This is a genomic window from Roseovarius tolerans (genome assembly GCF_900109855.1).
Lineage (GTDB): Bacteria > Pseudomonadota > Alphaproteobacteria > Rhodobacterales > Rhodobacteraceae > Roseovarius > Roseovarius tolerans.
In genome coordinates this window covers 1-22,032 of record NZ_FOBO01000009.1, presented here as the reverse complement: position 1 = coordinate 22,032, position 22,032 = coordinate 1, and the positions used below count along the sequence as shown (strand labels likewise).

General features: G+C 62.3%; 24 protein-coding genes and 1 pseudogene. 16 read left to right on the top strand and 9 right to left on the bottom strand.

Annotation, left to right across the window (positions count from 1 at the left end; genetic code table 11):
* Positions 1-19: 19 nt before the first annotated feature.
* The 3 genes from BMX04_RS10250 to BMX04_RS10240 all read right to left on the bottom strand — a co-directional run bounded on the left by BMX04_RS10250 (position 20) and on the right by BMX04_RS10240 (position 1,657).
* Positions 20-667: an SDR family NAD(P)-dependent oxidoreductase gene (locus tag BMX04_RS10250; RefSeq protein ID WP_074786154.1), complete on the bottom strand. Its 648-nt coding sequence runs from the start codon at positions 665-667 to the stop codon at positions 20-22.
* A gap of 19 nt (positions 668-686) precedes the next feature.
* The gene (locus tag BMX04_RS10245; protein WP_074786152.1) at positions 687-1,109 is read right to left on the bottom strand and encodes a DUF1178 family protein; all 423 of its coding nucleotides are present in this window, start codon (positions 1,107-1,109) and stop codon (positions 687-689) included.
* Between the two features lie 71 nt (positions 1,110-1,180).
* Positions 1,181-1,657 (bottom strand): NUDIX hydrolase, encoded by a 477-nt coding sequence (locus BMX04_RS10240; RefSeq protein ID WP_074786150.1) that lies wholly within the window; start codon positions 1,655-1,657, stop codon positions 1,181-1,183.
* Positions 1,658-1,912: 255 nt separating this feature from the next.
* Between BMX04_RS10240 and hemP the strand changes: the two genes are divergently transcribed.
* From hemP to bfr, 4 genes are read left to right on the top strand one after another with little or no spacing between them, the layout of a single operon-like run.
* Positions 1,913-2,077 (top strand): hemin uptake protein HemP, encoded by a 165-nt coding sequence (hemP, locus tag BMX04_RS10235; RefSeq protein WP_074786148.1) that lies wholly within the window; start codon positions 1,913-1,915, stop codon positions 2,075-2,077.
* Complete coding sequence (locus tag BMX04_RS10230) at positions 2,074-2,544, top strand: hypothetical protein (protein ID WP_074786146.1); 471 nt, start codon at positions 2,074-2,076, stop codon at positions 2,542-2,544. The genes hemP and BMX04_RS10230 overlap by 4 nt, the downstream gene beginning before the upstream one ends.
* 19 nt (positions 2,545-2,563) lie before the next feature.
* Positions 2,564-2,857 carry a (2Fe-2S)-binding protein gene (locus BMX04_RS10225; RefSeq protein ID WP_074786144.1) on the top strand — a complete coding sequence of 98 codons (294 nt, stop codon included), beginning with the start codon at positions 2,564-2,566 and terminating at the stop codon, positions 2,855-2,857.
* The gene (gene bfr / locus BMX04_RS10220; RefSeq protein WP_074786143.1) at positions 2,805-3,290 is read left to right on the top strand and encodes a bacterioferritin; all 486 of its coding nucleotides are present in this window, start codon (positions 2,805-2,807) and stop codon (positions 3,288-3,290) included. Before BMX04_RS10225 ends, bfr begins: the two co-directional genes overlap by 53 nt.
* Before the next feature lie 48 nt (positions 3,291-3,338).
* Here the strand turns inward: bfr and BMX04_RS10215 are convergent, their stop codons facing one another.
* Together BMX04_RS10215 and BMX04_RS10210 are read right to left on the bottom strand one after the other, a co-directional pair.
* Positions 3,339-4,043, bottom strand: a complete 705-nt coding sequence (locus BMX04_RS10215; RefSeq protein WP_074786142.1) for a CDP-alcohol phosphatidyltransferase family protein — start codon at positions 4,041-4,043, stop codon at positions 3,339-3,341.
* Positions 4,044-4,131: 88 nt separating this feature from the next.
* A complete protein-coding gene (locus BMX04_RS10210) occupies positions 4,132-4,728 on the bottom strand; it encodes a cytochrome P460 family protein (protein WP_244888522.1) in 597 nt (198 codons plus the stop codon).
* A 230-nt stretch (positions 4,729-4,958) separates the two neighbouring features.
* Here BMX04_RS10210 and BMX04_RS10205 point away from each other — a divergent pair, with 230 nt between their 5' ends.
* The 3 genes from BMX04_RS10205 (at position 4,959) to BMX04_RS10195 (ending at position 6,068) form a co-directional block, all read left to right on the top strand.
* Entirely contained in the window at positions 4,959-5,366 is a 408-nt protein-coding gene (locus tag BMX04_RS10205; protein ID WP_050662590.1) for a universal stress protein, read from the top strand.
* Between the two features lie 87 nt (positions 5,367-5,453).
* On the top strand, positions 5,454-5,687 hold the full coding sequence (locus tag BMX04_RS10200) for a TFIIB-type zinc ribbon-containing protein (protein WP_074786140.1): 234 nt from the start codon (positions 5,454-5,456) through the stop codon (positions 5,685-5,687).
* A gap of 42 nt (positions 5,688-5,729) precedes the next feature.
* The gene (locus tag BMX04_RS10195) at positions 5,730-6,068 is read left to right on the top strand and encodes a VanZ family protein (RefSeq protein ID WP_244888521.1); all 339 of its coding nucleotides are present in this window, start codon (positions 5,730-5,732) and stop codon (positions 6,066-6,068) included.
* Positions 6,069-6,071: 3 nt separating this feature from the next.
* On the opposite strand, the gene BMX04_RS10190 is transcribed toward BMX04_RS10195, so the two are convergent.
* Positions 6,072-6,371 carry an aspartate aminotransferase gene (locus BMX04_RS10190; protein ID WP_074786138.1) on the bottom strand — a complete coding sequence of 100 codons (300 nt, stop codon included), beginning with the start codon at positions 6,369-6,371 and terminating at the stop codon, positions 6,072-6,074.
* Between the two features lie 233 nt (positions 6,372-6,604).
* Here BMX04_RS10190 and BMX04_RS10185 point away from each other — a divergent pair, with 233 nt between their 5' ends.
* Complete coding sequence (locus BMX04_RS10185) at positions 6,605-7,573, top strand: DUF2971 domain-containing protein (protein WP_074786137.1); 969 nt, start codon at positions 6,605-6,607, stop codon at positions 7,571-7,573.
* Between the two features lies 1 nt (position 7,574).
* Here BMX04_RS10185 and uvrB read toward each other — a convergent pair whose 3' ends face one another.
* Positions 7,575-9,773 (bottom strand): excinuclease ABC subunit UvrB, encoded by a 2,199-nt coding sequence (gene uvrB, locus BMX04_RS10180; protein WP_074786136.1) that lies wholly within the window; start codon positions 9,771-9,773, stop codon positions 7,575-7,577.
* A 414-nt stretch (positions 9,774-10,187) separates the two neighbouring features.
* Between uvrB and acs the strand changes: the two genes are divergently transcribed.
* From acs to BMX04_RS10140, 8 genes are all read left to right on the top strand, one after another.
* Positions 10,188-12,128, top strand: coding sequence for an acetate--CoA ligase (gene acs / locus BMX04_RS10175; RefSeq protein WP_074786135.1), 1,941 nt, complete (start codon positions 10,188-10,190; stop codon positions 12,126-12,128).
* Positions 12,129-12,142: 14 nt separating this feature from the next.
* A complete protein-coding gene (locus BMX04_RS10170) occupies positions 12,143-12,829 on the top strand; it encodes an adenylate kinase (protein WP_083398158.1) in 687 nt (228 codons plus the stop codon).
* Between the two features lie 69 nt (positions 12,830-12,898).
* Positions 12,899-13,159: a DUF4212 domain-containing protein gene (locus BMX04_RS10165; RefSeq protein ID WP_050662583.1), complete on the top strand. Its 261-nt coding sequence runs from the start codon at positions 12,899-12,901 to the stop codon at positions 13,157-13,159.
* 14 nt (positions 13,160-13,173) lie between these two features.
* The gene (locus BMX04_RS10160; RefSeq protein ID WP_074786133.1) at positions 13,174-14,958 is read left to right on the top strand and encodes a sodium:solute symporter family protein; all 1,785 of its coding nucleotides are present in this window, start codon (positions 13,174-13,176) and stop codon (positions 14,956-14,958) included.
* A 119-nt stretch (positions 14,959-15,077) separates the two neighbouring features.
* Entirely contained in the window at positions 15,078-16,919 is a 1,842-nt protein-coding gene (locus tag BMX04_RS10155) for a DUF294 nucleotidyltransferase-like domain-containing protein (protein WP_074786132.1), read from the top strand.
* Positions 16,920-16,922: 3 nt separating this feature from the next.
* Positions 16,923-17,429, top strand: a complete 507-nt coding sequence (locus BMX04_RS10150; protein ID WP_050662580.1) for a hypothetical protein — start codon at positions 16,923-16,925, stop codon at positions 17,427-17,429.
* A gap of 34 nt (positions 17,430-17,463) precedes the next feature.
* Complete coding sequence (locus BMX04_RS10145; protein WP_074786131.1) at positions 17,464-17,844, top strand: response regulator transcription factor; 381 nt, start codon at positions 17,464-17,466, stop codon at positions 17,842-17,844.
* The gene (locus BMX04_RS10140; protein WP_074786130.1) at positions 17,841-19,907 is read left to right on the top strand and encodes a 3'-5' exonuclease; all 2,067 of its coding nucleotides are present in this window, start codon (positions 17,841-17,843) and stop codon (positions 19,905-19,907) included. Before BMX04_RS10145 ends, BMX04_RS10140 begins: the two co-directional genes overlap by 4 nt.
* Positions 19,908-20,296: 389 nt before the next feature.
* Here BMX04_RS10140 and istB read toward each other — a convergent pair whose 3' ends face one another.
* Entirely contained in the window at positions 20,297-21,088 is a 792-nt protein-coding gene (gene istB, locus BMX04_RS10135) for an IS21-like element helper ATPase IstB (RefSeq protein WP_074786129.1), read from the bottom strand.
* Positions 21,078-21,941, bottom strand: a pseudogene (locus BMX04_RS10130) (Mu transposase domain-containing protein); the annotation flags it as partial. The gene istB and the pseudogene BMX04_RS10130, both read right to left, overlap by 11 nt.
* Between the last annotated feature and the right edge of the window lie 91 nt (positions 21,942-22,032).

Below are 22,032 nucleotides of genomic sequence, written 5' to 3'. Positions count from 1 at the left end.
AGACGGGCAAGGCTTGCGCTCAGTAGGCGTGGTCGTGCCCATCCCATGTCTGGAAACAGCCCGTGGCGGTCATGTCGAGCGCGGCGAAGCGATCGAGCAGGCCGTCGGCCGCCTGATCCACCGAAATCTCTGCCGCGTCGCCGCCCATGTCGGTGCGGACCCAACCGGGGTGATAGATGCCCACGGCGATCCCCTCGGGGGCCAGATCCGCAGCAAGGTTGCGCCCCAGGTTGAGGGCCGCAGCCTTGGAGGCACGGTAGATATAGCTGCCGCCGGGCGCGCGGGTATGGCTGGCCATCTGGCTGGAGATGATGGCGATCTTGGCACCCTGCGCGGCGCGCAGGTTGGGCAGCAGGCTCTGGATGCTGAGGAACACGCCGGTGACGTTGGTGGCGAAGGTTTCGGCCCACATCGCCGCCGGATAGCCGGTATCGAGCGGCTGGCCCTTGTCGGGATAGATGCCCGCATTGCAGATCAGCAGATCGACGGGGCGATCGGCCAGATGTTCTGCGAGGTTGGCGCAGGACACCGGGTCGGTCACGTCGAGGGCCAGCAGATCATCGACGGGCACCCGCGCAGTGCCGGTGACCTGATGGCCTGCGGCGCGGTAGCGGTCTGCCATGGCGTGGCCGATGCCGCGATTGGCACCTGTGATGACGATATGCATGGCGGCGGGCTCCTCTGGATCAGTTCGACTTGCGGCGCGGCACGAAGGGCAGGGGGGCCACCGGCACGCCGTCTTCGATCAGCTTGCGCGCCTCTTCGGGTTTGGCCTCGCCATAGATGCTGCGCTCGGGGGTGAGGCCGTCATGCATGTCGCGGGCCTCGCGGGCGAAGTTAACGCCGACGTAATCGGCGGTGCCCTCGACCTTTTGGCGCAGTGCGGCCAGGGCCTTCTCGCGCGGGGTGACCTCTGTTTCGGGGGCCGTGCTCGGAGCGGGGCCGCCGGATTGGAGGCGCGGGGCCATCAGCGCCTTTTCCACGTGGGTCGAGCCGCAGACGGCGCAGCTGACCATGCCTGCGCCGAGCAGCTTGTCGAAGGCGGCGGCCGATTGAAACCAACTGTCAAAGCGATGGTCGGCCTCGCATCTGAGGCTGAAGTGAATCATGTTGCGATCCGTTTGATCATCCACGCATAATTACGCCGCGCCGGGACAAGATCAAGCGTGTTCGGCGCGGCTCAGAGACCCAGCTTGCGGGGGTCGAAACTGCGGATGATATGCGCCAGTTCGGACTCGTCCACCCGTTTGGCGGCCTTCTTGCGGCGCATCCACTTGCTGCGGCGCTGTCCGGCTTCGGGAAAGTCCTCGGCCAGCGATTTGACCAGAACTGGGTAAATCATCACCAGACAGGGCAGGCCACGATCCGGCTCGACCTCCTTGGTATAGGAATAGAGCCCGAGGGCCATGCTGTGCGCGATGCCGCGCACGCCCGCCTCTTCCCAGGCTTCTTTCAGAACCATCTCTGTCGGGGTGAGCCCCGGCATCGGCCAGCCCTTGGGTATGATCCAGCGCCCCGATCCGCGACTGGTCACCAGCAGGATATCCGGCTCGCCGTCGCGCATCCGATAGCATAGCCCGCCGAACTGCGTGCGCACTTCGGTCTTGGGGGCCGCCGGAAGGCTGAGCGGCATCTGCTTGATCGTCTGAAGGGTCATCGGCACATCCGGCCCGTTATCGCTGCTCGAACCCCAAGGGGTACACGAAAACGATAACGCGTGAACCCTGCGTCAGGCCAGCGGGAATTTATCTTTTTAATTCTGACTGAAAATATCAGAATTGACATTCCCTACAAGAATGATCAGAATTGAAAAGCCAAGCCAGTCCAGACCCGAGGCCAGCCCGGCGTAACAGCAACCAAAGGGAATCACCGGCATGGCAAATCCGTTGACCGAACGTGCGAGGGCAGGGGCATGATCCGCGCGCAAACCAGAACCGAACCCGATCTGGTGGCCGAGGCCGCCTGTCACGACGCCCGCACCCTGACCGAGGGTGCCAATACCGCGCTCATCGTGCTGGATGGGCAGGTCTATACCCTGCGCATCACCCGCGCGGGCAAGCTGATCCTCACGAAATGAAGCACGCGCGCACCATCACTCCCGACGCGCCGGTGGCGCAGATGGACGACATGACCGGCCTGCCCGGCATCGTCATCGCCTGTCTGCGCCACTGGAACCGCGGCGGTGCCGCGGCCGCCCTTGGTCTGCTGCGCGCGCATATGTCCGAGGCGACGGCTTGCGCCAGTTTCGAGGCGTTGCAGGACCTGACCGATGTGCTGGGCCCGCATATCCGCCGCCCGCTGCGCTGTCATGCGCCACAGTGCCAATGCGTGGGGCTGGACGAGGCGGCCTTTGCCCGGTTCGTCGAAGAGGCGGCGCTAGGCGAGCGCGAAGAGGCGCTGATGCTGGCGAGCCTTCTGGTCGCGCCGCGCGGCATCATGCCGCTGGCCGATGCGGCCCATCGGCTTGGCCTGACCCTGCATCGTGCTGTATTGCAGCAGCGCACGCAGGGGTTTCCTGACCCGGCAAACCAGACACGACATTAAGGCACAGGAGCACCCCCCGATGATGATCTGTCACTGCATGGCCATCACCGATGGTGATATTCATCGCGCCATGGACTGGATGCGTGCGTCGGATCCCGACACGCTGATCACCCCCGGCAAGATTTACCGCGCGCTGGGCAAGCGCGCCGATTGCGGCGGGTGTCTGCCGCTCTTCGTTGACACCATGCGCAAGGCAGATAGCCTTGGGATACCTATGCAATTGCGCGGACTTCGCCGCGCCACCACACAGGGAGACGCACATGAAGGGCGACGCCAAGGTAATCGACTATCTCAATCAGGCGCTCAGGAGTGAGTTGACCGCCGTCAGCCAGTACTGGCTGCATCACCGCCTGCAGGAAGACTGGGGCTATGGCCGCATCGCCGCCAAGTCGCGCGAGGAAAGCATCGAGGAGATGCATCATGCCGACAAGCTGATCGAGCGGATCATCTTTCTGGGCGGGCATCCGAACCTGCAGAAACTCGACCCGCTGCGCATCGGGCAGACCCTGCGCGAAACGCTCGAATCAGACCTCGCGGCAGAGCATGACGCGCGCACGCTCTATATCGAGGCGCGCGACCATTGCGAGAGCGTGGCCGATTACGTCTCGAAGAACCTTTTCGAGACGCTGATCGCCGACGAGGAAGGTCATATCGACTTTCTGGAGACGCAGATCGACCTGTTCGACGATCTCGGGGCCGAACGCTACGGGCTGCTCAACGCGAGCCCGGCGGATTCGGGCGAATAAACCTCGGCAAGCACCAAACCGGGGCCGTCGCGATGATCCGCGGCGGCCTTAGTCGTTTCTGGCTGCCCTTTCGGGGATGAGTTGCTGCGCGATGCCTGCAAAGACGAGGTAGACGCTGGTCACCACCAGCCCCCAATGCGCCCAGCTTTGCGGGTCGAAATGCACCCAGGCCGCCCAGCCCGCGAAGAACGTCCAGGCCAGCGCCATCGGCAGGGTCAGCCAGCGCCAGCGCTGCGTGCGCACCGGATGTACGAACTTGAGCGGCAGGAACATCGCCACCGAGAGGATCACCACCAGCGCGAGGATAATCCAGAACGACGGCTTGATCGCGAACATCACGATCACCATCATGTTCCAGCAGCCGGGAAAGCCGGAAAAGGAATTGTCCGTGGTCTTCATCCGTGTGTCGGCAAAATACATAGCACTGGCATAGGTGATCACGATGATCGCCACCCACCCCGTCCAGCCCGGCAAGAGGTCGGAGCTGAAGAGCGCGAAGGCGGGAATGAACACATAGGTCAGGTAATCGATGATCAGGTCGAGCAGCACCCCATCGAATTCGGGGGCGTATTGCTGCACGTCATATTTGCGCGCCATCGGCCCGTCGATTCCGTCAACGGCAAAGGCCACCACCAGCCAGAGGAACATCAGCTCCCACTCGCGGTCGATCGCGGCGAGCATGGCAAGCATCGCGAAAACCGCGCCGGTGGCTGTCAGAAGGTGAACGAGGAGGGCGCGGATCTGTGGTGTCATGCGGGTTTAATGGCGCAGCCATTCGGGATTTGCAAAGAAAAACCCGGCCCCCTTGCAGGGACCGGGCGGTTGCCGTGAGTGGAATGCCTCAGTTCGAGACGCGGACTTCTTCGAGCGGATAGGCGAGCATGTCCTGCGCCTCCCAGGCGACGTGGCAATCATGGCAGAAGCTCTGCTTGAACTTCATCGGCTTGCCGTTGGGCTGCACGCCCGCATAGACCCAGTCGGCCGTGTCGGGCGCGCTGCCCTCTTCGCCCTTGGTCATGATGAAGAGCGGGCCGGTGCGGGCCTCTTTCTTCTTGGAACTGATCGAGATGCTTTCCTTGGCCAGCACCGAGCCTGCGGGCATATCCACGCCCTCTTCGGCGAAATTCAGGTATTGCTCGGCGGCGACGTCATTGGCGAAGGTCTGAAGCAGGCGATTGCCATGCGCGCCCGCAACGGCGGGGCGGGTCGAGGATACGGTCCAATCGCGATAGGCGGCGGCCACCTCGTCGCCTTCCTTGGCGTATTTCTCGGCCATCTCGTCCTTGAGGCAGGTGTAGATTTCGTCGATCGCGGCGGCGTCAAGCTCGAACGGGTCGGTCACGTCGACGGCACAGGCCGCATGTGCGAGCGGGGCCATCGTCAGGCTGGCGGCAAAGGTCGCGGCGGCGGCGAAAAGCTGGCGTTTCATAATGTTCATTCTCCATGTCGGTCATTGGACGCAAAGGTCACCCGAGGCGGAGCGTTGCATAATTCGATTGTAATTGAACCTAACTATTGCGTGAGGAAACCGTGCCCTTGCGCGCGGGGCGGGGGTGTGTTGCGATCGTCAGTACGGCGCGCCCGTCATGATCCGTTGGTGATCTGGATCAAGGCGCGCGGGCCCGATCTGCGCGACTATTGCCCATCGACAACGCGAAAGGAAATCCGATGTATAAGCACGTTCTGGTTCCGGTTTCATTCGACAACGAGCGCGACGGGGCAGGGGCCCTCGCGGCGGCAAAGCTGCTCGCGGGCGACAGCGGCAAGATCAGCCTGCTGCACGTGATCGAGCAGGTGCCGAGCTATGCCATTTCCTACCTGCCATCGGGCTACCAGTCCGAGGCGCGCAAGGCGATCGAGGCCGAGCTGTCGAGCATGGCCGCCGCCCTGCCCAATGCCGATTCCTTCGTGGTCGAGGGGCATTCGGGGCGCACCATTCTGGACTGGGCCGAGGCGCAGGGTCCCGATTGCATCGTGATCGCGAGCCATCGTCCGGGGATGCAGGATCTGCTGCTGGGCTCGACCGCGGCCAAGGTGGTGCGGCACGCGACCTGCGCGGTGCATGTGATCCGCTGACCTGCGGCAGAACGCGCGCGCCCTTGCGGGGCTACGCGCGCGACCCCACCTGTCACGTCGTGTTCAACAGCTGACAGGAGACCGCCCATGCAATGCCCGATCGATGGAACCGCGCTTGTGATCGCCGAACGTGCCGGGGTGGAGATTGACTATTGCCCGCAATGCCGGGGCGTCTGGCTGGACCGGGGGGAGCTTGACAAGATCATCGACCGGTCGGCCTCGGAGGCGGTCGCACCGCCGCGCTCGGATGATCGCGGTTATTCCGGCGGCAAACCGCGCAAGAAGCGGGGCGGCTTCCTCGAAGATCTGTTCGACTTCTGATCATCGCTTGATCGAAGCGGATCGCGGGCGTATGGCGCGGGCATGACCCGTTTCATGATCCATTGCGTGACCCTGGCGCTTGCCCTGATCATCGCCACGCTCACCCTGCTCCCTTCCCCGGGGCCGCAGGGTATTCCCGGGCTGGACAAGCTGGCGCATTTTCTGGCCTTTGGCGCGCTCGCCGCGCCGTTGGCCTTTGCCTATCCCCGGCACTGGCGGGCAGTGGCGCTGGCGGTGCTGGCCTATGGCGGGTTGATCGAGATCGTGCAGCCCTATATGGGGCGCAGCGCCGAATGGGCGGATCTGCTGGCCGATGGGATTGGCGCCTTCCTTGGGGCGTGGGGCGCGGTACGGATCGGGCGCGGGCGGCGTGCGGTGTGACGGTCACGGCTGATGGTGTGCGCCGAAATCTTGAAAAGATTTCGGTCCGATTTCTTTTGAAGAAATCGGGGTCGGTGTGAGCCAGCGGACCGGCGCGCGGTTGCAGAAGATGATGATCTGGCCCGAGTTTTCCGCCACCTGAAACCCGCGCCGGTGGATTTCACGCAGGAAACGGTCCATCCCCGCGAAGCGCTCCACATCGCGTTTCTTTCGGCGGATCACGGTGCCCTGTTGCACCGCGCGGGAGGTGAACAGGTCATGCAGCCAGACCTCGGGCGAGAGCGGAGAGTTGCGGTTTTGCATGATGTGACCATGCGGGACGGTTGGTTAAGGGGAGGTTAAGGGACGTGGGGTGGGTGATGCCTCGCCATTTCATGAAACGGCCAGTATTGGTGGGTTGGAAATCCACCCTACGCTTTGTAGGATTGGATTTCCGACTAGGCGGTCGGCTGATGAACGAGTTGGGCAGGGTTTCATTGAAATTTCGGGCGTGCTTAGGTCATCTGCTTGCACCGAATAACGCTCAGAGGACCCAAATGAATTTTGAAGCGATTTGGCAAGATTACTGGAAAATGCTCTATTCGGATTTGGAGCAAGAAAACGAATTCCCTGAAGTATCTCCGCTTCTGTGCCACTACACTTCGATGCAGAATCTCGAAAACATACTAGCGGGCGAAGAAGTTTGGCTATCAAATCCTTTGTATATGAATGACCTTGAAGAGGTAAGGTTCGGTGTCAACACTGGGTTTGACTTAGTGATGAAAGATGACGGAATCCGTTCAGCGCTAGGTTCAGACGAACGAGCAGAGCGATTTTTCAACACTTTCGCTGAAAGTTATGATGAATACGCTCGGGAGCATGTCCTAGACCTATACGTAATGTGCTTCTCGATACATGAAGATGATGATCAAGATGGTCGACTATCAATGTGGCGGGGATATGGGCAGAACGGTAAGGGAGCAGCAGTTGTCTTCGACACATCGAAGGTTAAAGCAATGGAGAATAGCCCGCTTGCTCTTGCACCCGTTCACTATGCCAGTGTTGAAGATCGAATTGCACGTTTTGATGTTAAAATTCAAGAAGTTGCGCACTTTCTGGAAAATAACAGAGTGCCGTTGGAATATGTACATGCGACGGCTCAAGCGCTCTTCCAGCGGATTTGTTTGTATGCGGTGTTTTCTAAGCACATTGGATTTAAAGAGGAAAATGAATGGCGGTTAGTGTATTTGAAGGACCGTGATCTTGGCAACGCTTTGCATCCATACTTTAGCTACTTAAACGGGTCTGACGGTATTCAACCCAAGTTAAAGCTTCCAATGGGTGCGATACCGGGCGTTATAAGCGATGAGTTTCGCTTATCCGATGTAGTGCATTCTATTATTATCGGTCCAAGCGCTTCTTCTCCTTTAACTCAAGCATCAATCAAACGCATGTTGACAGCAAGAAACAAACCCGAACTGATCGAAAGGTTGCGGATGTCGAGTATTCCTTTCCGTGCCACATAGCCTACCTCCCCCGCCGCTTCACATTCCCCCCACGTTGCCCCGGCCTCCCCGCCGTTGACCGCCCGCGTGACCCGACAGCGGCGTCGCTGGCCTTTTCCACCGCCTGCTGCCGCGCCAAAGGATCATCCGCCACGGCCAGGTCTACTGCCTCCAGCCGTTTGACCTCATCCCGCAGCCGCGCGGCCTCTTCGAATTCGAGGTTTTCGGCGGCCTTGCGCATGTCGGTGCGCAGCCCTTCCAGCACCGCCTGCAAATTCGCCCCGGCCATCGGCTTATCGACCTTGGCGGTGACGCGGTTCATGTCCACATCACCCTTGTAGAGCCCCTGCAGGATGTCATCGACATTCTTGCGGATCGTGGCCGGGGTGATGCCATGTTCCTCGTTATAGGCGATCTGCTTGGCGCGGCGGCGGTCGGTTTCGTCCAACGCGCGCTGCATCGAGCCGGTGATGCGGTCGGCATACATGATCACCCGGCCATCGGCGTTGCGTGCGGCGCGGCCAATGGTCTGAATGAGAGAGGTTTCCGAGCGCAGAAAGCCCTCCTTGTCCGCATCGAGAATGGCCACCAGCCCGCATTCGGGGATATCCAGCCCCTCGCGCAGCAGGTTGATGCCAATGAGCACGTCGAAGGCGCCAAGGCGCAGGTCGCGCAGGATCTCGATGCGCTCGATCGTGTCGATGTCGGAATGCATGTAGCGCACGCGGATGCCTTGCTCGTGCATGTACTCGGTCAGGTCCTCTGCCATGCGCTTGGTCAGCGTGGTGCAGAGCGTGCGATAGCCCGCCTCGGCCACCCGGCGCACCTCGTCCAGCAGATCATCGACCTGGGTGTCGACGGGGCGGATTTCGACTTGCGGATCCAAGAGCCCGGTGGGCCGGATCACCTGCTCGGTAAAGACGCCGCCGGTCTGCTCGATCTCCCATTTGGCGGGGGTGGCCGAGACAAACACGGATTGCGGCCGCATCGCATCCCATTCCTCGAACTTGAGGGGCCGGTTGTCCATGCAGGACGGCAGGCGAAAGCCGTGTTCGGCCAGCGTGAACTTGCGCCGGTAGTCGCCCTTGTACATGCCGCCGATCTGCGGGACCGAGACGTGGGATTCGTCGGCGAAGACGATGGCGCTGTCGGGGATGAACTCGAAAAGGGTGGGGGGCGGCTCGCCGGGGGCGCGGCCCGTCAGGTAGCGCGAATAGTTCTCGATGCCGTTGCAGACGCCGGTCGCCTCCAGCATCTCCAGATCGAACTGCGTGCGTTGCTCCAGCCGCTGCGCCTCCAAGAGCTTGCCGTCGCCGACCAGTTGATCGAGGCGTTGGCGCAGCTCTTTCTTGATGCCGATTATGGCCTGCTGCATCGTCGGCTTGGGGGTCACGTAGTGGCTGTTGGCATAGACCCGGATCTGGTCGAAGTTGTCGGTCTTTTCGCCGGTGAGCGGGTCGAATTCGGTGATGCTCTCCAACTCCTCGCCGAAGAAGCTGAGCCGCCAGGCGCGGTCTTCGAGGTGGGCGGGAAAGATTTCCAGGCTGTCGCCGCGCACCCGGAAGCTGCCGCGCTGGAAGACCTGATCGTTGCGCTTGTATTGCTGCGCCACCAGATCGGCCATGATCTTGCGCTGATCATAGCTCTCGCCGGTCTTCAGATCCTGGGTCATCGCGCCGTAGGTCTCGACGCTCCCGATGCCGTAAATGCACGACACCGAGGCCACGATGATCACGTCGTCGCGTTCCAGAAGGGCGCGGGTGGCCGAGTGGCGCATCCGGTCGATCTGTTCGTTGATCTGGGATTCCTTCTCGATATAGGTGTCGGAACGGGCGACATAGGCTTCGGGCTGGTAATAGTCGTAATAGCTGACGAAGTATTCCACGGCGTTGTCGGGGAAAAACCCCTTGAATTCCCCGTAGAGTTGCGCGGCGAGCGTTTTGTTCGGCGCGAGGATGATCGCGGGGCGCTGTGTTTCCTCGATGATCTTGGCCATGGTGAAGGTCTTGCCGGTGCCGGTCGCGCCCAAGAGCACCTGATCGCGCTCGCCCTCGCGCAAGCCCTCGCTCAGCTCGGCAATGGCGGTGGGCTGGTCGCCCGCAGGCTCGAACGTGGTCGCCATTGTGAAGCGTTTGCCACCTTCCAGCTTTTGCCGGGTTTTCACATCCGGCGCGGGGTGGGCGAGGACCGCTTCGGAGCTGTCGGAATGGGCATAGGGCATCGCGGGTCTCCTTTGTGCCAAAGATGGCGTGTCTCGCGGCGGGTGCAAGCCCAATCCTGCGGTCGGTGCCCTGCGCCGCGAATCGTTGGCTGCGGATGTGACGCCACGTCATTTCAATGCCTTGCGGCAGAGTGCCGCAGTCGCGCTGATGCCGGGCTTTTGTTGCCGGAATGCGGCAGCGCAACATGGCTCACGCGTATAAATTGCGACGCCGGGTGCGAAAAACCTCAGGAAAAGTCAAATAGTAAAAGAATTTACAAAAAATCCCGAGAGAAAGTTAGAGATTTTCACACAATTTGTCATGTTTATGGCTGAACTGTTAATTTTTTACGCATTTCTGGGTATAGTATTCCATGGAGCACAACACTGCATGACCGGCTGTCATATGGTGTCAGGGATGGAGGAATTAAAGCCATGGATGATGTCATTAATGCTGCAGGCGCAACGGCGCGCGGGTATCACATCAACGCGGATGAGTATGCCCGCATGTACGCGCAGTCCATTCAGGACCCCGAGGGGTTCTGGGGTGAGCACGGCAAGCGGCTCGATTGGATCAAGCCCTACACCAAGGTCAAGAACACTTCGTTCGCCTATGACGACGTGTCGATAAAGTGGTTCGAGGATGGCACTCTGAATGTCGCCGCGAACTGCGTCGACCGCCATCTGGCGACACGCGGCGATCAGACCGCGATCATCTGGGAGCCGGATGAGCCCACCGACGAGGCGCTGCATATCACCTACCGCGAATTGCACGCGCAGGTCGGCAAGATGGCCAATGTGCTGAAATCGCTCGGTGTCGAAAAGGGCGACCGGGTGGTGATCTACCTGCCGATGATCCCCGAGGCTGCTTATGCGATGCTGGCCTGTGCCCGCATCGGTGCCATCCATTCCATCGTGTTCGCAGGCTTTTCGCCCGATGCCTTGGGCGCGCGGATCAACGGGTGTGACGCCAAGGTTGTGATCACCGCCGATCACGCCCCGCGCGGCGGGCGCAAGACCAAGCTCAAGGACAACGTCAATCAGGCGCTGTTGCATGACACCGATGACGTCAAATGCCTCGTGGTGCAGCGCACCGGGGATCAGGTGGCGTGGCGCAATGGTCTCGATTTCTGGTGGCATGAAGAGGCCGAGAAGGTCAGTGCCGACTGCGCCCCTGAGGAAATGAACGCCGAAGATCCGCTGTTCATTCTCTACACCTCTGGCTCCACCGGCATGCCCAAGGGTGTGGTGCATACCACCGGCGGCTATCTCACCTACGCGTCGATGACGCATGAATATATCTTCGACTATCACGAGGGCGATATCTACTGGTGCACCGCCGATGTGGGCTGGGTCACCGGGCACAGCTATATCGTCTACGGGCCGCTGGCCAATGGGGCCACGACCGTGATGTTCGAGGGCGTGCCGACCTACCCGGATGCGGGCCGCTTCTGGCAGGTCTGCGAGCGCCACAAGGTGACACAGTTCTACACCGCCCCCACCGCCATCCGCGCGCTGATGGGCAAGGGCACCGCGCCGGTTGAGGGCAGTGATCTCAGCAGCCTGCGTTTGCTGGGTTCGGTCGGTGAGCCGATCAACCCCGAGGCCTGGAACTGGTATAACGAGAATGTCGGCAAGGGCCGCTGCCCCATCGTGGATACGTGGTGGCAGACGGAAACCGGCGGCATCCTGATCACCCCGCTGCCCGGCGTGACGCCCAACCCCAAGCCCGGTTCGGCGACCAAGCCGTTCTTTGGCGTGGCCCCTGTGGTGCTCGACGATCAGGGCAATGAATTGGAGGGTGCTGTCGAGGGCGTGCTGGCGATCAAGGACAGCTGGCCCGGTCAGATGCGCACCGTCTGGGGCGATCACAAGCGCTTTGTCTCGACCTATTTCGAGATGTTCAAAGGCTACTATTTCTCGGGTGACGGCTGCCGCCGCGACGCGGATGGCGATTACTGGATCACCGGGCGCGTCGATGACGTCATCAACGTCTCGGGCCACCGCATGGGCACCGCCGAGGTCGAGAGCGCGCTGGTTGCGCATTCGACCGTCAGCGAGGCGGCGGTCGTGGGCTATCCGCATGATATCAAGGGGCAGGGCATCTATTGCTATGTCACGCTGATGGACGGGGTCGAGGCCACGGACGAGTTGCGCACGCAGCTGGCCAACTGGGTGCGTCAGGAAATCGGCCCGATCGCCAAGCCGGATGTCATTCAATGGGCGCCGGGCCTGCCCAAGACACGCTCGGGCAAGATCATGCGCCGCATCCTGCGCAAGATCGCCGAGAACGACTTTGACAGCCTTGGCGACACCTCGACGCTGGCCGATCCCTCGGTGGTGGATGATCTCATCACCAACCGCACCGGCGCGTGAGGGGGGGCATGACAATGGACGGAACCAAGACAGCGCAAACCGCCGCCAATCTGGTCCTGCTCGGGCCGCCGGGTGCGGGCAAGGGCACGCAGGCGCGGATGCTGGAAGACGCATTCGGGCTGGTACAGCTCTCGACCGGGGATCTGCTGCGCGCCGCCGTCTCGGCGGGCACCGAGGCGGGCCAACAGGCCAAGGCGGTGATGGAAGCTGGCGATCTGGTCTCAGACGAGATCGTCATCGCGATCCTGCGCGACCGTCTCGCCGAGCCGGACTGTGCGCAGGGTGTCATTCTCGACGGATTTCCGCGCACCACGGTGCAGGCCGAGGCGCTGGATGGGCTGATGGCCGATCTTGGCGCGGGCATCCGCGCGGCGATCAGCCTCGAAGTGGATGACGCCGCGATGGTGACGCGGATTTCCGGGCGCTACACCTGCGCGGGCTGCGGCGAGGGGTATCACGACACGTTCAAGACCCCCGCTGTAGAGGGCACCTGCGACAAATGCGGCGGCACCCAAATGACCCGCCGCGCCGATGACAATGCCGAAACGGTGGAGAGCCGCCTGCGCGCCTATCACGCGCAGACCGCGCCGCTGATCGACTATTACGACGGCAAGGGCGTGCTCGTCCGCGTCGATGCCATGGCCGAGATCGGCACCGTGGCGCAAGAGCTGAACACGATCGTCAAGCAGGCGACCGCGTAAGGGAAGGCCCGCGCCGGGATGGTCCCGGCCCGGGCAGGAGGAAACCTTTGACAAAAGGGAGGACACGCTTTGTCCGATAAGGAAGCCGCAAAGGCATATTGGAAAACCAATGTGCGCATCATTCTCTGGAGCCTGGTGATCTGGGCTCTGGTCTCGTTCGGGTTCGGCATTCTGTTGCGCCCCATGTTGTCGGGGATCGCCGTGGGCGGCACCGACCTTGGGTTCTGGTTCGCACAGCAAGGCTCGATCCTGGTCTTTCTGGCGCTGATCTTCTTCTACGCCTGGCGGATGAACAAACTCGATGCCGAACACGGCGTCGGTGAAGAATAAGGGAGCCGGGGACAATGGATCAGTTTACACTCAACCTGCTGTTCGTGGGCGCAAGTTTCGCGCTCTATATCGGCATCGCGATCTGGGCACGCGCCGGATCGACCTCTGAATTCTATGCGGCGGGCCGTGGGGTTCACCCCGTGACCAACGGCATGGCGACCGCCGCCGACTGGATGTCGGCTGCCTCGTTCATCTCGATGGCGGGCCTCATCGCCTTTACCGGCTATGACAACTCGACCTTCCTGATGGGCTGGACCGGTGGCTATGTGCTGTTGGCGCTGCTGCTGGCACCTTACCTGCGCAAGTTCGGCAAGTTCACCGTCTCCGAGTTCATCGGTGACCGGTTCTATAGCCCGACCGCGCGCATGGTGGCGGTGGTCTGTCTGATCGTCGCATCGCTCACTTATGTGATCGGCCAGATGACCGGCGTCGGCGTGGCCTTTGGCCGCTTCCTGGAGATCTCCAACACCGCCGGTCTGCTGATCGGGGCCTGTGTGGTTTTCGCCTACGCGGTCTTTGGCGGCATGAAGGGCGTGACCTACACGCAGGTGGCGCAATATGTCGTGTTGATCATGGCCTACACCATTCCGGCGATCTTCATCTCGCTGCAACTGACGGGCAACCCGATCCCCGCACTGGGTCTTTTCGGCGATCACGTCGCGAGCGGCGAGCCGCTTCTGGCGAAGCTTGATCAGATCGTGCGCGAACTGGGCTTCAATGAATACACCGCCCATCATGGCGATACGTTCAACATGGTTCTGTTCACGCTGTCGCTGATGATCGGCACCGCCGGTCTGCCGCACGTGATCATGCGCTTCTTCACCGTTCCCCGCGTGGCCGATGCCCGCTGGTCGGCGGGCTGGGCGCTGGTCTTCATCGCGCTGCTTTACCTCACGGCCCCGGCTGTGGGTGCGATGGCACGGCTCAACATCACCGAGCTGATGTGGCCCAACGGCACCGATGCGCAGGCGGTCTCCGTCGAGCAGATCGAAACCGATCCCAAGTATGACTGGATGGCCACCTGGCAGAAAACCGGTCTTCTGGGCTGGGAAGACAAGAACGGCGACGGGCGTATCCAATACTACAACGACGCCAATGCCGAGATGCAGGAGAAGGCCGCGCAAGAAGGCTGGGAAGGCAATGAGCTGACCAACTTCAACCGCGACATCCTCGTGCTTGCCAACCCCGAAATCGCCAACCTTCCGGGCTGGGTGATCGGTCTTGTCGCGGCGGGTGGCCTTGCGGCTGCTCTGTCGACGGCTGCCGGTCTTCTGCTCGCGATCTCCTCGGCGGTCAGCCACGACCTGATCAAGGGTCAGCTCAATCCGGGGATCTCGGAAAAGGGCGAGCTTTTGTCGGCGCGTGTCGCGATGGCGGCGGCGATCGTGGTGGCCACCTATCTGGGCCTCAACCCACCGGGCTTTGCGGCGCAAACCGTGGCGCTGGCCTTTGGTTTGGCGGCGGCCTCGATCTTCCCGGCGCTGATGATGGGCATCTTTACCAAGGTGAACAACAAGGGCGCCGTGGCGGGCATGATCTCGGGTCTTGCGGTCACGCTGATCTACATCTTCCTGCACAAGGGCTGGCTGTTCATTCCTGACACCAACAGCTTTACCGACGCTGATCCGCTGCTTGGCACGATCAAGTCGACCTCCTTCGGGGCTGTGGGTGCGATGATCAACTTCGCGGTGGCGTTCACCGTGTCGAAGATGACGGCCCCGATCCCGCAAGAGATCGAGGACCTGGTCGAAAGCGTCCGCGTGCCCAAGGGCGCTGCGGCGGCTGCGGCCGATCACTAAGCAAACCGGGCAGGGGCGGCGCACAACGCCGCCCCTGTGTTTTCCGCCCGCCGATATTTTCGGCCATGACTGGGCGCTTTTAGGTTATTGATCCCGAACACCCCACGAAAGGCCCGGCGATGCCCGAGACCGACCCCGCCCTGATCGACACGCTGTGTGCGCAGGCCCCCTTTGACGCGCTGACCGATGCAATGCGCGCGCGGCTTGCCACCGGTCTGACGGCGGTCGAGGTGGCGCAGGACGAGACGCTCTTTGCCAAGGGCGCGCCGCTCAAGGGGCTTTACGTGATCGTTTCGGGCGCGTTCGATATTCAGACCGGGGCCAATGACCTCGTGTCGCATCGCGGCCCCGGCGATATCATGGGCGAGCGCGGCTTGCTGCGGGACGGCACCGCGCAACTGACCGCCCGCGCGTCCGAGCCTGCGCGCCTCATCCTCATTCCCGGGTCAGAGTTCCTGGCGCTGATGGAGGAATGCGACGGGATCGCCCGCTGGTTCGCCCGCGCGCGGCCCACCGACCCCTCGGATGCCGGCCCCTATGCGACCGGCCTCACCGCGCTTCAAGTCTCGGACCTGATGGCGAAACATCCCGTCACTTGTGGCCCCGAGGCGACGATCACTGATGTCGCGCGGCTGATGCGCGATCATGTGATTTCCTCGGTCGTGGTGATGGAGGCGGGGCAGTTGACCGGCATCATCACCGCCCATGACCTGACCAACAAGGTCTTGGCCGAGGGGCTGGACGGGCAGATCAAGGTGGCGCAGGTGATGACGCCCGACCCGGTGACCATTGCGCCGAACCGTCTGGGCCTCGACGCGCTGATGCTGCTGTCGGAGTTGAAGGTCAATCACCTGCCGGTGGCGCAGGGTGGCCGTGTGGTGGGCATGATCGGCAAGACCGACCTTTTCCGCCAACAGGCCGCCACGGCGAGCCATATGGTCGCCGATATCACCCATGCCGATACGCCCGATGACATGGCCCATGTGATGGAGCGTGTACCGGGCCTTCTGGCGCAACTGGTGCAGGCTGGGGTCAAGCCCGCCTCGATCACTCGGCGGATCACCGATATCACCGATGCGATCACAAGGCGGCTCTTGCGGCTGGCCGAGACACGGCTGGGGCCTGCCCCAGTTCCTTACCTCTGGGCCGCCTGCGGTTCTCAGGGGCGGCGCGAGCAGACCGGCGTCAGCGATCAGGACAATTGCCTGATCCTGGATGATGCCTTCGATCCCGCGCGCCACGACGCCTATTTCGCCGATCTCGCCAAGTTCGTCAGCGACGGGCTGGATACCTGCGGGTTCTTCTACTGCCCCGGCGACATGATGGCGACTAATCCGCGCTGGCGCCAACCGCGCCGGGTGTGGCGGGATTATTTCTCGCGCTGGATCGCGCAGCCCGACAACGAGGCGCAGATGCTGGCCTCGGTCATGTTCGACCTGCGCGCCATCGCGGGCGAGACGGCGCTCTTCGAGAACCTGCAGGCCGAGGTGCTGGCGCAGGCCAAGAAGAACTCGATTTTCGTGGCGCACATGATCTCCAATGCGCTCACGCACACCGTGCCGCTGGGCCTTTTGCGGGGCTTTGCGCTCATTCGCTCGGGTGAGCACAAGAACACCATCGACCTCAAGCATTCCGGCGTCGTGCCGGTGGTCGATCTGGGGCGGATCTACGCGCTCTTGGGATCACTGGAAGAGGCGGGCACCCGCGACCGGATCGAGGGCGCGCGTGCGTGTGGCGTGATCTCGGAAAGCGGCGCGCATGATCTGCTTGATGCCTATGACCTCATCGCCGAGACACGGCTGCGCCATCAGGCGGCGCAGATCGCGGGCGGCAAGGTGCCGGATAATTTCATGAACCCGTCCGATCTGTCGGATTTGGAGCGCAATCACCTGCGCGATGCCTTCATGGTGGTCAAGACAATGCAATCGGCCCTCGGGCAGTCGCGCGGGGCAAGAGGATAACCCATGTTCTTTGAACTCATCGCCACATTCGCCGCAGGCGCGGTCGCGGCCGGTCTCGCCCTCATCGCGGGGCATCTGAGCGGCGGGCGTCTGCCCAAATGGATCACGCCGGTCATGGCCGGGATCGCCATGCTGGGCTATGCGATCTGGTCGGAATATAGCTGGGCCGGCCGCACCACCGACGGGCTGCCCGAAGGGGTGGAGGTGCTGGTCACGGTCGAGGAAACCCGGTTCTGGAAGCCGTGGACCTATGTCGTCCCGCAGACCACGCGGATCATGGCGCTCGATCGTGAGAGCGTGCAGACCAATCCCGATGCCCCCGGTATCTTGTTGGCCGACCTTTATTTTTTCGCACGCTGGACACCGCCCGCAAAACGTCCGCAACTTGTGAACTGTGCGCAAGCTACGCGCGCCGATGTCAGTGGCGCGGCGCTGGCCGACCCGTCCGAGGCCACGTGGAGGAGCATGGCCGAGGACGATCCGCTGAGCGAGGCGCTCTGCCAGACGTGAGTGCGTCGGACATGACCGGGAGAGGAGGCCCGCAATGTCGCAAAAAACCGTTCTGCTCGTCGAGGACGAGGATAATATCGCGCTGGCGCTCACCCATCTGATCGGGCGGGCGGGCTATGCCCTGCGCCGGGTGGCGAGCGGAAATGCAGCCCTTGAGGCGCTGGCCGAAGAGCGCCCCGATCTGGTGGTGCTCGACGTGATGCTGCCGGAGCGTTCGGGCTACGAGATTTGCCAGCTCATTCGCCGGGACGCCGCCCTCAGGGGCATCAAGGTGCTGATGATCACCGCAGGCGGCGGCGAGGTGGAGCGGCGCAAGGGCATGGCGGTGGGGGCCGATGCCTTCATGACCAAGCCTTTCGCGGCGGCGGATCTGACTGCGCAGATCAACGCGCTTCTGGCGGAGGAGGGAGCATGATCGAACGTCTGACCAAGCGCCTTGGCCTGCGTGTGCGCTTTGCGCTCTTCTTTGCCGCCCTCGGGCTGGGCGGGGCTGTGCTGATCGCGGGGGCGCTGATCTTTGGCTATTCCCGCGCGGGCGGGCCACCCGATGGCTACGTGATCGCTGGGCTGATCGGGACGCTCGGGCTGCTAGGGCTGGCGGCCTGGATCGGGCTGCTGTTCGATGAAAACGTCGCCAAGCCGATCCTTGCGCTCGCCTCGGAACTCACCACCCGCGCCCGCGCCGATGTGGATTTGCAGATCGACGAGGGGCAGGCCAAACATCTCAGCACGCTGGCCCCCGCCGCCAACGCGATCAACGCCGCGCTGTCAGAGGCGCGCGCCGCGCGGCAACGCGCGGTCGAGCGTGAGACCGCTCGCATCGCCCGGGAAAAGGCGCTCTTCGAGGCGCTGTTTCGTGATCTGGGTGAGGGCGCAGTGGTGGCCACGCCCGACAACCGGGTGATGCTGTATAACCGCATGGCGCAGGACCTCTTGGGCGAAATCGGCCTCGATCGCCCGCTCTCGGCCTTCCTGCGGCCAGAGCCGGTGATGGATGCGCTGTCGCGGATGCAAAAGGCCCGCGTGCGCGGTGAGGTTACTGCCGAGACCTTCCTCGCGGCCTCTGCCGATGGCCAGCGGTTCCTGTTGGGCCGCGTCAGCCCGATCCTGTCGGATGAGGAACTGTCGGGCCATGTCCTGATCTTCCGCGACGCCACCGAGGATCTGAGCGCCCATGCCGCCCATGATCACCTCTTCACCGCCCTGATGGAGGGGGTGCGCCGCCCCGCCGGTACCATCGGCGCGCTGCTGGAGGTGCTGCAATCGGTCGATGATCTCGCCCCCGAGGATCGCGCCAAGATGCGGCAGGGGATTGAGGACGAGGTGGCGCGGCTGTTCTCCTGTCTCGATGATTTCAGCACCCGTCATGCCGCGATCAAGTCGCGCCGCTGGCCGATGTCGCCGGTCGCGGTCAGCCATGTGTTCGACGGGGTGCGGGCGCATTCCAATACGGATGTCAGGATCACCCGCAGCGAGGCGATGCTGGCCTGCGACGGCTTTGCGGTGACCACGCTTTTGGCGCGGCTGTCGCGGCACCTGACCGAGGACGGCACGCGTGACGCGCTGACCCTCTCGGCGGAGGTTGAGGCAGGCGAGACCCGGCTGATCCTCGGCTGGCAGGGCGAGGCGGTGACCGACGGGCAATTGACCGGCTGGCTGCGCGCGCCGCTCACCGAGGCCTATGGCGACTATTCCGGGCGCGACGCGCTGGCCGCGCATCAGACCGATCTCTGGGCCGAAACGGGTGCGGATGGCCACCGCATCGTGCTTCCTCTGGCGTCTGCGGCAGCCCCGCTGGCCCCCGGCGATGCGCGGCCTGAATTCTATGATTTCAACCTGCCCGAGGCCCCCGGCACCGATCTGGCCGAAACGCCGCTGTCGGATCTGAGTTTCGTGGTCTTTGACACCGAAACCACGGGCCTGTCGCCCCGCGGCGGGGATGAGATCGTGCAGATCGCCGGTCTGCGCATCGTCAATGGCCGCATCCTGCGCGGCGAGACCTTTGACACATTGGTCAATCCGGGTCGCGCCATCCCGCCCGCCTCGACCCGGGTGCATCACATCACCGACGCGATGGTTGATGGCGCGCCGGACATTTCCGAGGCCGGGCAGCGGTTTCACGAGTTCTGTCGGGGCGCGGTGCTGGTGGCTCATAACGCGCCGTTCGATCTGGCCTTTCTGCGGCTCAAGGAGCAGGTGATCGGGCGGCGCTTCGACAATCCGGTGCTCTGTACCGTGTTGATGTCGGCAGGGCTCTTCGATCACACCGGTCAGCACACGCTCGACGCGCTCTGCGACCGCTTCGGTATCACCATCCCGCCCGAGGCGCGCCATACCGCCATGGGCGACACGGTGGCCACGGCCGAGGTCTTTGTGCGCATGCTCGATCTCTTGCAGGCCAAGGGCGTGACCACGCTTGGCGGTGCGATCACCGAAGAGGGGCGCATGAACCGCATCCGCAAGGCGCAGAATTATTGAGCGCCGCTTGGCGTCTTGACCCTCGCCTCATGCTCCACTAACAACGGTGCCGTTGAGTGGGCGTTGTGTAATGGTAAGACCTCAGCCTTCCAAACAAAATCTATATTATTCCTGAAGCTTCCTGATCATTCTTAGTTATTCTATTTGTTGACTTTTATTGTGGATGCTGATGCACTGACGTGTACCACGATTCAGTTCAGATCCGACAAAAAGCCGACAAAATATGCCCAAGCTCTCAGAGACCTTTGCCAAGAAATTGCCTCAGGCGCGATCCGGCACCGACAAGTACTGGGATGCCGAGATCAAGGGATTGGTGTGTTGATTGTCACTGAGAACTGACCCGGCATTTTCATCGAGATCTGACCCACGCAGTTGTTATGTTCTATGCACTATGATGGCGTCAATGCTGTTGCCTCCTTTCGCTTTTTCTTGGCTGTTTCGGAGCTGGCCTTGAAGCGGTAGCTGTCATTGCCGGTTTCGAGGATGTGGCAGCGATGGGTGAGACGGTCGAGCAGTGCTGTGGTCATTTTGGCATCGCCAAAGACGCTGGCCCATTCACTGAAGCTCAGGTTGGTGGTGATGATGACGCTGGTGCGTTCATACAGCTTGCTCAGAAGATGAAAGAGCAATGCGCCGCCAGAGGCGCTGAACGGCAGATATCCTAGTTCATCCAAGATCACCAAATCGGTCTTGACCAGCGCCTCGGCGATCTTTCCCGCCTTGCCCAGTGCCTTTTCCTGCTCCAGCGCATTGACCAGTTCAACCGTCGAGAAGAAGCGAACACGCTTGCGGTGATGCTCGATGGCCTGGATGCCGAGGGCGGTGGCAACATGGCTTTTCCCCGTGCCGGGACCGCCGATCAGCACCACATTCTCGGCCCCATCCATGAACTCACAGCGATGGAGTTGACGGACCAGGGCTTCACGGATTTCGCTGGTGGCAAAATCGAAGCCGGAGAGGTCCTTGTAGGCCGGAAAGCGGGCGGCTTTCATGTGATAGGCTGTCGAGCGCACCTCGCGTTCGGCAATTTCGGCCTTGAGCAGTTGCGACAGGATCGGCATGGCGGCTTCAAATGCGGGAGATCCTTGCTCATGCAGGTCCTGCACAGCCTGCGCCATGCCTGGCATTTTCAGGCTACGCAACATGATGACGATGGCCGCGCCGGCGGGATCATGACGCATCGCGCGCTCCTTTCTGGACGCGTAACCCATCATAACGCGCGACATTGGCCTCGGGCTCCTTGCTCAGCGACAAGGCCGCTGGAGGGTTCACGTCTGGCTGGTCAGTCAGCTTACCATCCAGCAGCCTGTGGAGCAGATTCAGCACATGGGTTTTGGTAGGCACTCCGGCCTCCAACGCCAATTCCACTGCGCAGAGCACCGCCTGTTCATCGTGATGCAAGACCAGTGACAAGATATCGACCATTTCACGGTCTCCGCCGGGCTGCCGCAGCATCTTGGCCTGCAGCAAGCGGAAGGGTTCGGGCATCTCAAAGAAGGGCGCGCCATTGCGCAATGCCCCGGGCTTGCGCTGAACGACCGCCAGATAATGGCGCCAGTCATAGATGACGCGCCCTGGCTCGCGGTGGGATCGATCGATGATCCGCTGATGTGTGCAGATGACATGGCCTTCGGCGACAACCACCAACCGTTCGGGGTAGATGCGCAGGCTTACCGGCCGGTTCGCAAAGCTGGCGGGCACGGAATAACGGGTGCGGTCGAAGGTGATCAGGCAGGTAGGTGATACGCGCTTTCTCTCTTCGACAAAGCCATCAAACATTGTGGGCAGGGGCATCAGGGCAGACTTCTCGGCCTCCCAAACATCAGCAATGCTGCCAGGCAGTGTGCCATGTGTCGTCTCAGCCCACAGCAGCTTGCAACGCTCTTCCAGCCATTCATTCAGCGCAGCAAGGTCTGGGAAGACAGGAGCGACCTGCCATAGGCGATGTCGGGCATCACGCACGCTCTTCTCAACCTGACCCTTCTCCCAACCCGCCGCCGGATTGCAGAACTCGGGATCGAAGACGTAGTGTGCCCGTCCGTCGCCGAGCCTTTGCCAGAAAAAGGCGTTCATGAGCGCAGCCAGTTCCGCCTGGATCGCCTGTTAGGTCAGCTTGCGCGCGCCA